Source organism: Plantactinospora mayteni (assembly GCF_016862935.1).
Taxonomy (GTDB): domain Bacteria; phylum Actinomycetota; class Actinomycetes; order Mycobacteriales; family Micromonosporaceae; genus Plantactinospora; species Plantactinospora mayteni.
Genome location: NZ_BONX01000010.1, coordinates 13,143 through 28,227 on the forward strand (window position 1 = coordinate 13,143; position 15,085 = coordinate 28,227).

Sequence of the window (15,085 nt, forward strand, 5' to 3'; positions counted from 1 at the left end):
CTCAGTTTCCTTCCTCGTCGTGCTCGTAGCCGGCCCGGACGAACGGCACGATCAGGCGTACCCGCTGGTCGTGCCGGTCCACCAGGAGGGCCCGGTTCGCCCTCGGGGTGTAGGCCAGGTCGTGCAGCCCGAGATACATGCTCAGCTCCGACCCGGGCACGTTCAGCGCGACCAGGCAGGCAACGTCGTCCCGGTTGCTCGACCCGCCGATGTCGTCGGAGAGCCGGCGCAGCCCACGCCACCAGCCGAGCAGGTGCACCCCGTACGCCGGGCCCTGCCGGAGCATCGCCTGGAGGTCGTCCAGCCCGGACTTGAAGTTCTCGTCCCGGGCGCCGAGGATGCCGCTGGCACCGTCCATGCCGTACCCGATCAGGAAGGTCCGGGCCGGCGGCCCGTCGGCCGGCTGGGCGGCGAGTTTGCGCAGCTCGTCGCGGAGCCCGGCGGCGTCGAGCCGGTCCACCGGGTGCCCGGCGGCGGTCAGCTCGGCGATGGTCTCCTCGGCGATCTCGTCGGCGACCGCGACCAGCGGGGCGACCAGGAAGCGGGCGCTGCCCGGGGTGTGCTGCCGGGCCAGGCTGACGGTCGCGGCGTGCAGCACGCTCGCCCCGACCGGGGAGGTGCCGACCACCGCCAGGTGCCGCCCGGGGGTGGCGTCCAGCGGGAACAACGCCGAGGTGAGGTCCACGTCGACGGTACGACCCACCAGCGCCAACGGCCGCCGTCCACCCGGGACGAGTCCCCGGTACGTCGGATCGTCCTCGACGTGCGCCGACTCGTACCCCTTGAAGACCGCCGGTGGCCGCGAGCCCGGCTTGCGGGCCTGCCACAGCTCGTGCCGCAACTGGGCGACGTCGGCGGCGCTGGCGTGCGCGTCCGGGAACTGCACCACGGTGTTGGCGGCGGCCAGCCCGGCGGACGGGTTGACGATCGCCGAGCCGACCGGCAGTGGCCCGGCGGCCTCGTTGAGCGCGTCCAGCACTCCCCCGCCGCCAGGCAGGGCCACCCGGAGCGGGAACTGCCCGAAGATCGAGTCGGTCTTTCCGTAGAGCGCCTCGATCCCGGTCATGCTCTGGCTGGCCAGCACCAGGTGGATGCCGTACGAGCGACCCTTGCGGGCCAGCTCCTCCAGCAGCGAGACCGCCTCCCTGGCCACCGCGTCGTTGCCGGCGAAGAGGACGTGGAACTCGTCGATCACCGCCACGATCCGAGGTACCGGCTTGCCGTCCCGGGGCAGGTCGGCCAGCTTCGTCACGCCGTGCCGCTTCAGTGCCGAGGCCCGCCGGTTCAGCTCCCGGCGCAGCTCGCGGAGCACGGCCACCCCATATTCCCGGTCGGACTCGATGCCGACCGCCCGAGCGTGCGGAATCCACGACGGATCACGGCCGGTCGGCACGAACTCGGTGAAGCTGACGCCCTCCTTGAAGTCGAGCAGATAGAGCGCCAGCTCGTCCGGGGAGTAGCGGGCGGCGAGTCCGTAGAGGACGTCGAGCAGGAAGACGGTCTTGCCGGCACCGGTCCGGCCGCCGACCAGCCAGTGTGGGGTCTGGTCGTCGAAGGCGCAGATCACCGGCTCCCGACCCGAGCGGCCGACCACCGCGCGCAGCCCGTTGCCGGACGACTCCGCCCAGGGGCGGGACGGCAGCAGGTCGGTGAACCCGAAACTCGACTCTCGCCGGTAGACCTCGCCGAGCCGGTCGGCCAGTGCGGCGACCGCGCCGGCCGGCGGTTCGCCGTCCAGGCGTACCGGGGCGGCCAGGCCGGTGCCGTCCGAGCTGAACGGGTGGCCGGGCGGGTCGCCGATCCAGGCGTACCCCTGCGGGTCGAGGCGGACGTGCGTGGTGCCGCCGAGCGGCGGTGGGGCATGCCCGGCGCCCCGGGGCGGATATCCGGCGGCGATCACGCAGACCCCGGCGGTCGGACCGGCGTGGGTGAGCGCGGCGAGCCGGCCCAGCGCCCGGCCCTCCGGCAGCGAGGCGGCGACCAGGAGCAGCAGTTCCGGCGTACCGGTGGTGGCCTGCTGGGCGGCCCGGGCGTGCCGTTCGGCCGCGTCGAGCGCGGCGGCGATCTCGGCCTCGGTGGTGGCCGGCGGCGGTATCGCACCCGCCTCGACCAGCACCCGCAGCGGCAGGAAGGTGGCGCCGAGCGCGGCGTTGTCCAGGGCGGACACCCGGACCGAGCCGGCTGGTGCGGCGGCGAGCAGCCGGACCACCAGGGTACGCAGCAGCGCCGCGACCCGCCCGTCCCGGGCGTCGGCGTCGATCGCGAGGTGGGTGCCGCCGCTCAGCGGTACGACCGCCGGAAAGCCTCCGTCCACCGTGCTCGCCACGCCGAGCCGCACCGGCAGCGGGCCGGCGAAGAACCGGGCCGGCTCGGGTTCGGCGCTGACCGCCTCGCCGACCCGGCGCAGCCGGGCCACGATGTCGGCGGTCTCGCCGGAGTCGGGCGGCGGCTGGAGCTGGGCCAACCCGTGCCGGGCCGCGTCCAGGTGCGCCCGGGCCTGCCGGTGGGCGGCCACCGCCCGCCCGAATGTGGCTGCGAGTCCCACCCTGCCCCCAACCGTCGGGTACGCGTAGTCACCGGAACACTAACCGAAGCCGGCACGGGAACGAACCAGGCCGGCACCCGAGCCGCGTCCCTTCCCGCTGCGCGCCCTTGACCTTCGGCAGCCGGCGTTGCCGTCCACTTCGCCAACTTTCCAGTACGGCAGGTGGCCCACGCTTCTACGACGGGGGGAACGGTCGCTTCTGGATGCGGGATCACCGGGATGGACGGTCAGCGGGCGACCAGAGCAGCGTCACCAGTACCAGGGTGACCAGTGCGCCGGGGATCAGGCTGACCCTGATCCAGGTCTCGGGGATCGCGGCGAAGACGAAGAACCTACCGACGAACTGCACGGCGAGCAGGATCGTCAACAGGTTCCGCTGCCAGGGCCGCCCCGCGGGCAGCCGGAGCGCCAACCAGGCGTACGCGATGCCGAAGCTGAGGTGGAAGGCGTGTTCGACGCCGAGCTGGTATGGCGGGGTGACCAGCGCGTACAGGTGCTCCAGCACCAGCGTCCAGGTCAGCACGATCACGATGCGCGGCCGAGGGTTCGTCGCCGGGCGCACGGTCGCCACATTCCGGGTCAAGATTCCTCCAAGGGAAGGGTCAGCCGATCCACCGAGAAAGGATCGGTCGAGAACTTCTCATGTGAGAGTATCTGGTTCCCACCCTAGGATCCAGGCATGAGTTCCGTGCGATCCCAGGCCGACGCGTCCCGGCTCGACTTCCTGCCGGCCGATGTCATCACGGCCATGCAGATCAGCACCGTGCACCGGCAGGCGCAGAAGCTCCTCAACGACGCCCTGCGCCCGCTCGGTTTCGAGGAACGGCACTTCGCCACGCTGGCCGTACTCGACGGCGCGGGGCCGCTGACCCAGCGTCAGCTCGGCGATCTGCTCGACCTGGACAAGTCGTCGCTGGGCCGGATCGTCGACGATCTCGAACGACAGCGGCTGGCGGAGCGGAAGGCCGTACCGGGCGACCGGCGCGCCCACGCCATCCACCTGACCGACGAGGGTCGGCAGCGGGTCACGCAGGCCCGGCGCATCGCGGTGGAGGTGGGTAGGCGGCTCTTCGGACACCTCGCGCCGAGCACCCGGACCGCGCTCGACAACGCGCTGCGCCAGGTGCTGGATCCGCCCGACGCCGGTTGACCCGAACGCCGGGCTTCGGGGACGGCACGCACCCGTTCACCAGGCCACCCCGACGGCTCGACCGGGGCCACCCGGATGTTCACCCCCGTCGGGGCTCACCTGCGGCCGGGAGCCCTCGGGCGGAGAGGTCGAGTTGCATCAGTACGGTGTCGATCCACCGGCCGTGCTTGTAGCCCACCGAGACGAGCCGGCCGGCGTGGCCAAAGCCCGCTGAACGGTGCAGAGCGGCCGACGCGGGGTCCCCGGTGTCGGCGATGACCGCGACGACCTGGCGGACGTCCCGTTCCCGGCAGTGCCGCAGCAGGGCCGCCAGCAGCGCCCGACCGACGCCCCGGCCGGTCTCCTCCGGCGCCAGGTAGATGGTGTCCTCCACCGTCTGCCGGTACGCCGGCTTCGGTCGCCACGGTGCCGCATAGGCGAATCCGTGCACCTCGTCGCCGGTCTTCGCGGTCAAGAACGGCAGTCCGCGTGCGGTCAGGGCGTCGAGCCTGCGCCTCCAGTCGGCCGCCGTTGGCGGCGTCTCCTCGAACGTCGCGACGCTGTTGAGTACGTAGTACGCGAAGATGCCGGCGATCGCCGGGGCGTCGGCGGCCGTCGCCGGGCAGATGGTCACCGCATCGGTCGTCATCCCGGACCCCGTTTTCTCTATAGAAAAGATGAACGCTACTATAGCAAACATGGACCTCGTCGAGTTCGGCCGCCGCATCCAACAACTGCGATCCGATCGTCAGTTGACGCTCCAGTCGCTGGCCGAAGCCGCCTCGGTGAGCGTGAGCATGCTGTCCTCGGTCGAACGCGGCCTGAAGGCACCGACCATCGTGGTGCTGGCCCGCATCGCCGACGGCCTCGGCGTACCACTGAGCACGCTGGTCGCCGCGACCCGCGACGAACGCCTCATCGTGCGACGCGCCGCCGACCAGGACGTCGCGAACGAACCGGGCGGATGGCGGCGAGTCATCCTCACCCCGGTCGTTCCGGGGGTGAACTTCGAGTGGATCCGCTCCACCCTGCCGCCCGGCTGTGACGCCGGCAGCTATCCCGGATACGCCCCCGGCTCGCATGAGTTCGTGGCGGTCGACTCAGGGGAACTGCGCCTGACGGTCGGCGACGAGACCGTCGAACTCTCCGCCGGGGACTCGGTCTACTTCGCCGCCGACGTGACCCACAGCTACGCCAACCCCGGACCCACGCCGTGCACGTACCACGTGGCGGCCCTCATCATGCGCCCGCGTCACGCGGCACACCGGACGCCGGGAACCGATCCAGGTCGCGGGTCGTGACCTGCTCGACGTGCTGGTCGCGCATCCCCGCCGGGCGGACGTGACCGCGCGACTGGTCGAGTTGGATCCCCGCAACGCCCGGGTGGCCGCCGAGGCAGCCCGCGCGGCCGGCCTGGACGGCGTCGAGGTGGTGGTCGACGACGCCGCGCCCGTCGACCGGTACGCCGATCTGGTGCCGGCCGACCTCGTGGTGGTCTGCGGCGTCTTCGGCAACGTCACCGACGAGGACGTACGCCGCACCGTCGGCTACTGTGCCCAGCTCTGCGCGACCGGCGGCACGGTGGTGTGGACCCGGCACCGCCGCGAGCCCGATCTGGTACCCCGGATCTGCGAATGGTTCGCGGCGGAGGGGTTCGAGCTGGGCTGGCTCTCCGCGCCGGAAGCCGGCTTCGGGGTGGGCGCGCACCGGTTCACGGGTACGCCCCGGCCACTCGACCGGGGCGGCCGGATGTTCACCTTCGTCGGCGCACCGCCAGCGGATCAGCGGGCCGGGACCGCCAGCGGCTGCGCGGACGGCGCCACCGGAGCCGGGAGCTGGCTGGTTCCGCCCAGGTAGCGGTGGATCGCCGCTGCGGCGGCCCGGCCCTCGGCGATCGCCCAGACGATCAGCGAGGCGCCCCGGTGCATGTCACCGGCGACGAAGACGCCCGGCGTACCGGCCTGCCAGTCGGGGTCGGCGTCGATCGCGCCGCGTCGGTTGCGTACCACGCCGAGTTGGTCGAGCAGCGGCTGCTCCTCGGTACCGTCGAAGCCGATCGCCAGCAGTACCAGGTCGGCCGGCAGTTCCCGCTCGGAGCCGGGCAGCGCGGTCACGATCCGCTGGCCGCCCCGCTTCTCGACGGTCACCTCGGCGATCCGGACCGCGCGTACCTGGCCGGTGCCGTCGTCGACGAACTCCTGGACCGCGACCGCGAAGACCCGTTCGCCGCCCTCCTCGTGCGCCGGGTACTCGCGGAGGATCCACGGCCAGGTCGGCCACGGGTCGCGGTCCTCGTCGCGTTCCTGCGGCGGTCGCGGATAAAGGTCGAGCTGGTGTACGCCGGCCGCGCCCTGCCGGTGCGCCACCCCCAGGCAGTCGGCGGCGGTGTCGCCACCACCGATGATCACCACGTGCTTGCCGGCGGCGTCCATCGGCGTCGACGACTCCCGCCCGTTCACGCTGGGCTGGCCGCCGGCCGCCGAAGCGACCGCCCTGTTCGCCGCGACCAGGTGCTCCATCGCCTGGTGCACGCCGCGCAGCGAGCGCCCCGGCGTCGCCGGGGTGTCCCGGCCGGCGAGCGCGCCACAGGCCAGCAGCACGGCGTCGTGCTCGGCCCGGAGTTGCTCAGCGGTGACGTCGACCCCGACGTTCACGCTCGTGCAGAACTGGACGCCCTCGGCGGTGAGCTGGGCCAGCCGCCGGTCGATGTGCTCCTTCTCCAGCTTGAAGTCGGGGATGCCGTACCGGAGCAGGCCGCCGATCGCGTCGTCCCGCTCGTACACCGTCACCGCGTGCCCGGCCCGGACGAGCTGCTGTGCGGCGGCGAGTCCGGCCGGGCCGGAGCCGACCACCGCGACCGAGCGGCCGGACGGTGCCGGCGCCTCCTGCGGGGTCACCAGGTCCAGGTCGAAGGCCCGGTTGACGATCTCCACCTCGACCTGCTTGATGGTGACCGGCGCCCCACCGTTGATCCCGAGTACGCAGGCCGCCTCGCAGGGCGCCGGGCAGAGCCGCCCGGTGAACTCCGGGAAGTTGTTGGTGGCGTGCAGCGACTCGATCGCGGTCGCCCAGTTGCCGGTCCGGACCAGGTCGTTCCAGTCCGGGATGCGGTTGCCCAGCGGGCAGCCGTCGTGGCAGAACGGGATGCCGCAGTCCATGCAGCGGGTGGCCTGGTCGCGGATCAGGCCCTCGTCGGCGGAGGGGTAGACCTCGCGCCAGTCGGAGATCCGTACCGGCACCGGGCGGCGGGCCGGCAGCGTCCGGTCGTGCTTGAGGAATCCACTCGGGTCAGGCACGAGCCACCTCCTGGGACGGGCGCGAACCGGGGGCGACCGGTCGGGACGCGGGCGGGGTCGGTGCGGCCGGCGGCGTGCTGGCGGCGGGCTGGGCAGGTACGCCCGGTGCCGCGAGTGCGCCCATCACCGCCTCGTCCACGTCCCGGCCCTCGGCCTGGGCGACCCGCATGATCTCCATGACCCGCTTGTAGTCCCTGGGTACCACTGCGGTGAACTCCCGTACCGCCTCCGGCCAGCGCTTGAGCAGCCCCTCCGCCACCGAGGAGTCGGTCTCGGCGAAGTGCCGCTGTACCAGGTCGTAGAGGGTGACCCGCTCGTCGTCGGTGAGCGGGGCCAGGTCGACCAGCTCGGGGTTGACCCGGCGCCGGTCCAGTTGCCAGACGAAGGCCGTACCGCCGGACATGCCGGCCGCGAAGTTCCGTCCGGTCTGGCCGAGCACGACGACGATGCCGCCGGTCATGTACTCGCAGCCGTGGTCACCCACCCCCTCGACCACCGCCACCGCACCGGAGTTGCGTACCGCGAAGCGCTCGCCGACCCGGCCACGGAGGAACAGCTCGCCGCCGGTGGCGCCGTACAGGATGGTGTTGCCGGCGATGATCTGGTCCTCGGCCCGGCCGTTCGGGCCGGGTGGCGCGTCGAGGCTGCCGGCGAAGGGTGCCGCCGGGTCGGGGCGGACCACGATCCGCCCGCCGGAGAGTCCCTTGCCGACGTAGTCGTTGGCGTCGCCGGCCAGCCGCAGCGTCACGCCGCTGGGCAGGAAGGCGCCGAACGACTGGCCGGCGGTGCCGGTGAGGTCGAACTCGATGGTGTCGGCGGGCAGCCCGGCCCCGCCGAACCGCCGGGTCACCGCGCCACCCAGCATCGCCCCGACGCTACGGTGCTCGTTGCGTACCACCACCGCCGCCCGGATCGGCGTGCCGTTGCCGAGGGCCGGCTCGGCCAGCGCGAGGAGTTCGTTGTCCAGCGACCGGTCCAGCCCGTGGTCCTGGGCCCGTACGCCGCGCCGGGCCGCCCCGGCCGGCAGCTCCGGTACGTGCAGTACCGGCCGCAGGTCGAGCCCGTGCGCCTTCCAGTGGTCGAGCGCCGGGGCGAAGTCGAGCAGCTCGGTCGCGCCGATCGCCTCCTCCAGCGACCGGAAGCCCAGCTCGGCGAGGTAGCCCCGGACCTCCTCGGCGAGGAAGAGGAAGAAGTTCTGCACGAACTCGGGGCGGCCGGTGTAGCGCTCGCGGAGCACCGGATTCTGGGTGGCGATGCCGACCGGGCAGGTGTCCAGGTGGCAGACCCGCATCATCACGCAGCCGGCGACGATCAGCGGAGCGGTGGCGAAGCCGTACTCCTCGGCGCCGAGCAGCGCCGCGACGACGATGTCCCGGCCGGTCTTGAGCTGGCCGTCGACCTGCACCGTGACCCGGTCGCGGAGCTTGTTGAGCAGCAGCGTCTGCTGCGCCTCGGCCAGGCCCAGCTCCCACGGGGTGCCGGCGTGCTTGAGCGAGTTGAGCGGGGACGCGCCGGTGCCGCCGTCGTGCCCGGAGATCAGGATGACGTCGGCCTTCAGCTTGGCCACCCCGGCCGCGACCGTGCCGACCCCGACCTCGCTGACCAGCTTGACGTGTACCCGGGCGGCCGGGTTCACGCTCTTCAGGTCGTGTACGAGCTGGGCCAGGTCCTCGATCGAGTAGATGTCGTGGTGCGGCGGCGGGGAGATCAGCCCGACGCCCGGGGTGGCGTGCCGGGTACGGGCGATCCACGGCCAGACCTTGTTGCCGGGGAGCTGCCCGCCCTCGCCCGGCTTGGCGCCCTGGGCCATCTTGATCTGGATGTCGTCGGCGTTGACCAGGTATTCACTGGTCACCCCGAACCGGCCGCTGGCGACCTGCTTGACGGCGGAGCGCCGGGCCGGGTCGTAGAGCCGTTCGACGTCCTCGCCGCCCTCGCCGGTGTTGGACTTGCCGCCGAGGGAGTTCATCGCGACCGCGAGGGTCTCGTGCGCCTCGGCCGAGATCGACCCGTACGACATGGCGCCGGTGGCGAACCGCTTGACGATCTCGCTGGCCGGCTCCACCTCGTCCAGTGGCACCGGCTCGCGCAGCCCGGTGCGGAGCCGGAACAGCCCACGCAGCGAGCCGGCCCGCTCGGCCAGCCCGTCGACCTTCGCGGTGTACTCCCGGAAGACGTCGTACTGCCGGCTCCGGGTGGCGTGCTGGAGCAGGAAGACCGTCTCGGGGTTGAAGAGGTGCAGTTCACCCTCGCGGCGCCACTGGTATTCGCCGCCGACCTCCAGCGGCCGGTGGGTGAGCTGACCGGCGTTCTCGGCGTACGCCCGGGCGTGCCGGGCGGCGACCTCGGCGTGGATCTCGGCCAGCCCGACCCCGCCGATCTTGCCCGGCGTACCGGCGAAGTAGCGCTGCACCAGCCGGTTGTCCAGGCCGACCGCCTCGAAGACCTGCGCACCGCAGTACGACGAGACCGTCGAGATGCCCATCTTCGACATGATCTTGAGTACGCCCTTGCCGAGCGCCTTGACGTAGTTCCGCACCGCCGACGCCGGCTCGACGCCGACCAACGCGCCCGTGCTGATCAGGTCCTCGACCGACTCGAACGCGAGGTAGGGGTTGACCGCCACCGCGCCGTACCCGATCAGCAGGGCGGTGTGGTGCACCTCGCGGCAGTCGCCGGACTCCACGATCAGCGCCACCTGGGTACGGGTCTGCTCCCGCACCAGGTGCTGGTGCACGGCGGCGGTGAGCAGCAGCGACGGGATCGGCGCCAGGTCGGCGGTGGAGTCCCGGTCGGAGAGGACCAGGATGCGTACGCCGTCCTCGATCGCCTCCGAGACGTGCCGGCAGATCTCGGTCAGCCGGGCCTTCAGCCCCGCCGCGCCGTCCCGGACCCGGTAGAGCCCGGAGACCCGGACCGCCTTGAAGCCGGGCAGGTCGCCGTCCTCGTCGATGGAGAGGATCTTGGCCAGCTCGTCGTTGTCGATCACCGGATACGGAAGCACGACCTGCCGGCAGCTCGCCGGGTTCGGGTCGAGCAGGTTTCCCTCCGGCCCGATGGTCGCCTGGAGGCTGGTCACCAGCTCCTCCCGGATGGCGTCCAGCGGCGGGTTGGTGACCTGGGCGAAGAGCTGGTGGAAGTAGTCGTAGAGCAGCCGGGGCCGGGTCGACAGCGGCGAGATCGGGGTGTCGGTACCCATCGAGCCGACCGGCTCGGCACCGGCCCGGGCCATCGGGCCGAGCAGGATCTTCAGCTCCTCCTCGGTGTAGCCGAAGGTCTGCTGCCGGCGGCGTACCGAGTGGTGGGCGTAGACGATGTGCTGGCGCGGGGGGAGGTCGGCCAGGTCGATCAGGCCGGCGTGCAGCCAGTCGTCGTACGGGTGCTCGGCGGCCAGCTCGGACTTGATCTCGTCGTCCAGCACGATCCGGCCGGCTGCCGTGTCGACCAGGAACATCCGGCCCGGCTGGAGCCGCCCCTTGGCGACCACGGTCGCCGGGTCGAGGTCGAGTACCCCGGCCTCGCTGCCGAGTACCACCAGGCCGTCGGAGGTGAGCCACCACCGGCCCGGCCGCAGGCCGTTGCGGTCGAGTACCGCGCCGACCACCGAACCGTCGGTGAAGGCGACCGAGGCGGGGCCGTCCCAGGGCTCCATCAGGCTGGCGTGGAAGCGGTAGAACGCCCGCTTCGTCTGCGCCATGTCCGGGTCGTTCTCCCAGGCTTCCGGGATCATCATCAGCACCGCGTGCGGCAGGCTCCGCCCGGCCAGGTGCAGCAGTTCGAGTACCTCGTCGAAGTTGGCCGAGTCGGAGGCGGCCGGGGTGCAGATCGGGAAGAGCCGCTTGATGTTCCCCGGGATGCTCGGGCTGCGCAGCAGCGCCTCCCGGGCCTGCATCCAGTTCTTGTTGCCCCGGATGGTGTTGATCTCGCCGTTGTGCGCGATGAACCGGTAGGGGTGGGCCAGCGGCCAGGACGGGAACGTGTTGGTGGAGAACCGGGAGTGCACCAGGGCGATCGCGCTGGCCACCCGGGAGTCGGTCAGGTCCGGGAAGAACTCCGGGAGCTGGTCCGGGGTGAGCATCCCCTTGTAGACCACGGTCCGGGCGGACAGCGACGGGAAGTAGGCGGGTACCCCCCGCTCGGCGGTCTCCCGCTCGGCCTGCTTGCGGACGCAGAACGCGACCCGGTCCAGGTCGAGGCCGGTCAGCGGGGCGCCGGCCCGGCCGGCCGGGGAGTCGGTCAGCCGGCGCGCGGCGAGGAAGACCTGCCGGATCACCGGCCGGGCCGCCAGCGCGGTCTCGCCGAGGTCGTCCGAGCGGACCGGTACGTCCCGCCAGCCGAGGATCTCGGCCCCCTCGACCAGGGCGTACTTCTCCAGCACCGTCCTGGCCCGCGCCTCGTCGGCCGGGTCGGTGGGCAGGAAGACCAGGCCGGTGGCGTACTGCCCGGCCGGCGGGAGCGGGAAGTCGACGACCGCCCGGAGGAACTCGTCCGGCACCTGGAGCATGATCCCGGCGCCGTCCCCGGTGTTCTGCTCGGCGCCCCGGGCACCCCGGTGGTCCAGTCGGCAGAGCGCGGCGAGACCCTTGGCGACCACGTCGTGGGAGCGGCGGCCGTGCAGGTCGGCGACGAAGGCCACCCCGCAGGCGTCCCGCTCCGCGGCCGGGTCGTAGAGCCCCTGCGGCTCCGGCGTCCGGGCCGTCCGGCCGGGTTGCTCCGGGACCCGGCCGGGGCCGGTCGACGCGGAGTCGGCACCCGCCGACGAGGAGAGGTGCGGTTCCTGAGGGTACGGAAAGGCCACCGGGGCTCCTGTCGTCACTCACGTTCAATCATTAGGTCGGGACGACGTCGGCCCTGATGGGTTTCTCGAGTCTACGTTAGGGGCCGGCGGGGTCCACCAGTACGAACCGATCACAGGCAGCGGAATTGATCACATGGCCCGGATCCCGTACGTGTACGCTCCCCCGGTGGCATCTGTACGAGACGAGCCGTTTGACCGGTTGGAACGCTTTTACGATGCGGTGCCGCGAGACGGGGCACACACGGAGGATTTCGGCGGGCTGGTGCTCTTCGTCCGCGACGGGGCGGGCTGGCCATTCTACGCCCGACCCAGGCTGGATGCCACGGAGCAACCGTCGGCCGCCGACGTGACGGCGGTCCGCCAGCGCCAGCGCGACCTCGGGCTGCCCGAGGCGTTCGAGTGGGTACACGAGAACCACCCCGACCTGCTCGCGGTGGCCCGGTCGGCGGGGTTGGCGGTGCTGGAGGCGCCGCTGATGGTGCTCGACCCGGCCGCCCTGCCGCCGCCCGGCGACTTCCCGACGACGTCGGTCCGGATCCTGGACCCGCAGGCGCCGACGTTCGCCGCCGACGTGGCGGCCCGGCGCGCGGTCGCGGCGGTCGGCTTCGCCGCACCCGGTACCGAGGTCGGCACGGCCGGCCCGGCCGCCCGGGACACCGCCCTGGTCGAGTTGCCGGTGGACTCGCTGGACGAGGAGCGCACCCGGACCGCCGCCGGCCGCCGGATCTCCGCCGTGGTCGAGATGCCCGGCCAGGGTCCGGTGGCCAGCGGGATGGCGCTGCGGGTGGCGGAGGTCGCCGAGATCGCCGGCATCGCCACCCTGCCCACGGCCCGCCGCCGGGGCCTGGGCGCCGCGGTCACCGCCGCGCTCGCCCGCCGGCTGCTCGACGACGGTACGAACCTGGTCTTCCTCTCCGCCGGCAGCGAGGAGATCGCCCGGGTCTACCTGCGGGTCGGCTTCCGCCGGATCGGCACCGCCTGCATCGCCGAGCCCGCCCCGGTGGGCTGACCGGCCGGAGCCCGGCTCCGAACGGGGGACGCGGCGGCCGGGGGGTCGGCCGAGGATGCTCAAGACATCCTCAAGATCATTGCATCGCCGCACGTCGGGGATCATGATGACCCCGCAGTGCAGTCCCCCCGACTCCTCCCCCTCGGAGTTCACATGCGAATAAGGAAACCGACGGTAGTCGTACTCGCTTCGTTGCTCGCGGCCACCCTCGGCACCGTCACCGCCCCCTCGGTGGCGCTCGGCCAGCCGACCTCGGCGGTGCCCGGCACCACGGCCGCGGAGCCGAACCAGGTCACCGGACTCATCGTCAGCCAGGCCGACGGCTACGCCACGGTCGCCTGGACGCCGGTACCCGGTGCCACCGACTACCAGATCGAGCGCACCCCGGTCGACGCCTCCGACGTGGCCACCGGCCCGGCGGTGGTGGTCGGGGTCTGGCGGCCGAACCGCCAGATCAACAACGAGTCGCCGACCTTCGCCGACGCCGGCTTCGACCCCGGCCTGCGGTTCCAGTGGCGGGTACGGGCCCGGATCGGCACCGCCGAGCAGCCGTACTCGGCACCGGTCACCGGCACCACCCAGCAGCCCTGGGGCGACCCGGCCGTACCCGGCGAGAACCTGCGTACCCAGTGGGAGACCACCAAGGCGGCGCAGTACACCAGCGACGTCAACGAGTACGCCTACACCGCCGAGATCGACCGGCTCAGCGACCGGGTCCGGGTGGTGGAGATCGGGCGTACGGTGCTGAACCGGCCGATCAACATGCTGGTGATCGGCTACCCCGCACCGCCGGCCACCCCGGCCGCGGTCGCCGCGACCTCGCCGCTGGCGGTCAACTGCAACGTGCACGGCAACGAGCCCGGTGACCGGGAAGCCTGCCTGGTGCTGGCCCGCAAGCTGGCGTTCGGCACGGACGCCCGGACCATCGACCTGCTCAAGAACACCACCGTGCTGATGGTGCTGACCATCAACGGCGACGGCCGGGCCGCCAACACCCGGGGCAACTCGACCGGGCAGGACCTCAACCGCGACTACTCGCTGATCCGCCAGCCGGAGACCGCGGCGTACGTCGGGATGCTCCGCGACTACCGGCCGGTGGCCGGCTACGACGGGCACGAGTACGGCAACTCGACCGCCGGTGACCTGCCGATGCTGCCGCCACGGCACCAGAACGTGGCCAAGCAGATCTTCGACGAGTCGCTGGACATGATCGAGGGTCACATGTACGTCGAGGGCGCCAAGGACGGCTGGTGGGCCTGCCCGTACGGCTGCCAGGGCGGCAGCGGCGTGGGGCTGAGCGAGGAGACCATCCTGCGCAACACCCTCGGGCTGAAGAACACCGTCAACTCGCTGCTGGAGCTGCGCAGCTCCGGCGGGCAGACCCGGCCGGACGAGGGCAACTCGGCGAACAACCGGCGCCGCAAGACCTACTCGGCGCTCTGGACGTTCAGCCAGTTCCTCGACTACCACCGGGCCAACCTGCCGGCGATCAAGAAGGCCCGGGGCGAGGCGATCGAGTTCCAGGCCAGCAACACCGGCCGGCTCGTGTTCCGGGGCTCCCGGCCGATCCCGCTGCACCCGGCGCCGCACCCCGGTGAGGCCGGACCTCGGGACGACCTGCCGGAGCCGGAGATGATCCTCGACGACGCGCCGTGTGCGTACAAGCTCACCGAGGAGCAGTACAACGGGGCGCGTACCGACGGCCCGAACGGCGTGGGCGCCACCGTGGCGCAGCGGATCGCCGCGCACGGCTGGAAGGTCGTCAAGGGCACCGACGGGTACTACGTGCCGCTGGCCCAGCCGGAGCGGGGCCTGATCCCGCTGCTGCTGGACGCCCAGGGTGCGGAGGAGTGGGTCGACGGCACCCGGGTCTACCCGACCCGTACCGGCCGGCACAACGGGCCGCTGACCATCTCCGGCTTCGCCTGCCTGTCGGACGCCACGGTGAACGGACCGGTCACCGTCCGGCCCGGCGCCATCCTCGTCGCCACCGGTACGACGATCAGCGGCCCGGTCAGCGCGGCCGGCGCCACCGGCGTCTTCCTGGCGGACAGCACCGTCCGGGGCCCGGTGTCGATCTCCGGCACCACCGGCGCGGTCTCGCTGGTCGACAACACGATCTCCGGCCCGGTCTCGGTGGCGGTGAACAACACCGGCAACGACCCGGCCCTGATCGCCGGCAACTCGGTGAGCGGTCCGCTGAGCTGTGCGGTCAACAGCCCGGCACCGGTCAACATCGAGGTCGCCAACTCGGTGAACGGCCCGAGGTCGGGCCAGTGCGCCTCGCTCTGACCGGCGCGGCGCAGAA

10 protein-coding genes are annotated in these 15,085 nt (G+C 72.4%); 5 read left to right on the plus strand and 5 right to left on the minus strand.

All coding sequences use genetic code 11. The annotated features are described in order from the left end of the window. Position 1: 1 nt before the first annotated feature. A complete protein-coding gene (locus tag Pma05_RS09540) occupies positions 2 to 2,545 on the minus strand; it encodes an FtsK/SpoIIIE domain-containing protein (RefSeq protein ID WP_203856979.1) in 2,544 nt (847 codons plus the stop codon). Between the two features lie 211 nt (positions 2,546 to 2,756). Continuing rightward, positions 2,757 to 3,128, minus strand: a complete 372-nt coding sequence (locus tag Pma05_RS09545; RefSeq protein ID WP_203856980.1) for a hypothetical protein — start codon at positions 3,126 to 3,128, stop codon at positions 2,757 to 2,759. A gap of 96 nt (positions 3,129 to 3,224) precedes the next feature. On the opposite strand from Pma05_RS09545, the gene Pma05_RS09550 reads away from it, so the two are divergent. Beyond that, positions 3,225 to 3,695 carry a MarR family winged helix-turn-helix transcriptional regulator gene (locus tag Pma05_RS09550; RefSeq protein ID WP_203856981.1) on the plus strand — a complete coding sequence of 157 codons (471 nt, stop codon included), beginning with the start codon at positions 3,225 to 3,227 and terminating at the stop codon, positions 3,693 to 3,695. Positions 3,696 to 3,774: 79 nt separating this feature from the next. Here Pma05_RS09550 and Pma05_RS09555 read toward each other — a convergent pair whose 3' ends face one another. Then, positions 3,775 to 4,323, minus strand: coding sequence for a GNAT family N-acetyltransferase (locus Pma05_RS09555; protein WP_203856982.1), 549 nt, complete (start codon positions 4,321 to 4,323; stop codon positions 3,775 to 3,777). A 49-nt stretch (positions 4,324 to 4,372) separates the two neighbouring features. Here Pma05_RS09555 and Pma05_RS09560 point away from each other — a divergent pair, with 49 nt between their 5' ends. Together Pma05_RS09560 and Pma05_RS09565 are read left to right on the plus strand one after the other, a co-directional pair. Further along, complete coding sequence (locus Pma05_RS09560; RefSeq protein ID WP_203856983.1) at positions 4,373 to 4,975, plus strand: helix-turn-helix domain-containing protein; 603 nt, start codon at positions 4,373 to 4,375, stop codon at positions 4,973 to 4,975. A 10-nt stretch (positions 4,976 to 4,985) separates the two neighbouring features. Then, complete coding sequence (locus Pma05_RS09565; RefSeq protein WP_239312080.1) at positions 4,986 to 5,531, plus strand: SAM-dependent methyltransferase; 546 nt, start codon at positions 4,986 to 4,988, stop codon at positions 5,529 to 5,531. On the opposite strand, the gene Pma05_RS09570 is transcribed toward Pma05_RS09565, so the two are convergent. Next, complete coding sequence (locus Pma05_RS09570; RefSeq protein WP_203856984.1) at positions 5,456 to 6,970, minus strand: glutamate synthase subunit beta; 1,515 nt, start codon at positions 6,968 to 6,970, stop codon at positions 5,456 to 5,458. The two genes, Pma05_RS09565 and Pma05_RS09570, sit on opposite strands and share 76 nt — an antisense overlap. Further along, positions 6,963 to 11,606 (minus strand): glutamate synthase large subunit, encoded by a 4,644-nt coding sequence (gene gltB / locus Pma05_RS09575; protein ID WP_239312117.1) that lies wholly within the window; start codon positions 11,604 to 11,606, stop codon positions 6,963 to 6,965. The genes Pma05_RS09570 and gltB overlap by 8 nt, the downstream gene beginning before the upstream one ends. Before the next feature lie 328 nt (positions 11,607 to 11,934). Here gltB and Pma05_RS09580 point away from each other — a divergent pair, with 328 nt between their 5' ends. Beyond that, positions 11,935 to 12,777 (plus strand): GNAT family N-acetyltransferase, encoded by an 843-nt coding sequence (locus Pma05_RS09580; protein ID WP_239312083.1) that lies wholly within the window; start codon positions 11,935 to 11,937, stop codon positions 12,775 to 12,777. A gap of 153 nt (positions 12,778 to 12,930) precedes the next feature. After that, positions 12,931 to 15,069, plus strand: a complete 2,139-nt coding sequence (locus tag Pma05_RS09585) for a M14 family zinc carboxypeptidase (RefSeq protein WP_203856987.1) — start codon at positions 12,931 to 12,933, stop codon at positions 15,067 to 15,069. Positions 15,070 to 15,085: the final 16 nt, after the last annotated feature.

Excerpts from the sequence above, each read along its gene's own strand:
- Pma05_RS09560 (WP_203856983.1), top strand. The coding sequence starts at position 4,373 with ATGGACCTCGTCGAGTTCGGCCGCCGCATCCAACAACTGCGATCCGAT.
- Pma05_RS09555 (WP_203856982.1), bottom strand. The coding sequence starts at position 4,323 with ATGACGACCGATGCGGTGACCATCTGCCCGGCGACGGCCGCCGACGCC.
- Pma05_RS09550 (WP_203856981.1), top strand. The coding sequence starts at position 3,225 with ATGAGTTCCGTGCGATCCCAGGCCGACGCGTCCCGGCTCGACTTCCTG.
- Pma05_RS09585 (WP_203856987.1), top strand. The coding sequence starts at position 12,931 with ATGCGAATAAGGAAACCGACGGTAGTCGTACTCGCTTCGTTGCTCGCG.